The sequence below is a fragment of the Streptomyces hesseae genome, from assembly GCF_031845785.1.
Lineage (GTDB): Bacteria > Actinomycetota > Actinomycetes > Streptomycetales > Streptomycetaceae > Streptomyces > Streptomyces hesseae.
This window is the reverse complement of sequence record NZ_JAVRFI010000083.1, coordinates 1-413: the sequence shown is the minus strand read 5'-3', so window position 1 is coordinate 413 and position 413 is coordinate 1. Positions and strand designations below refer to the sequence as shown.

Sequence of the window (413 nt, the reverse complement as noted above, 5' to 3'; positions counted from 1 at the left end):
CTACCAGTGGCCGGGCGAGGCGTTCCACTACGTCGTCTCCTTCGCGACGATCTCCGGCATGTGGGCCTGGATCATGATCCTGATCAGCCAGATCCGCTACCGCCGCCTCGCGGACGCGGGCATGCTCCCGCACTCCTCGTTCAAGGCCCCGGGCGCCCCGTACACCAGCTGGTTCGCGCTCGGCTTCATCGGCCTGGTCATCGTGATGATGGCGATCGACGAGGAGGCCAGGATCTCGCTCTACTGCGCCCCGCTCTGGGCACTCCTCCTCGGCGTCTCCTACCTGATGCTCAGGTCGCGCGACCCGGAGAACACCGCCTTCGCCAAGCGCTGACCCAGGCTCCGCCGAGCACCCCACCCGCTCGCGCCGAGCACCGACCCCGAGGGCGGGCCCGACACCACGGGCCCATGAC

At 69.2% G+C, this 413-nt stretch carries 1 pseudogene; it reads left to right on the top strand.

Features of this window, described 5'->3' with window-relative positions:
• Nucleotides 1-334 (top strand): annotated as a pseudogene (proY, locus tag RM609_RS34305) (proline-specific permease ProY); the annotation flags it as partial.
• Nucleotides 335-413: the final 79 nt, after the last annotated feature.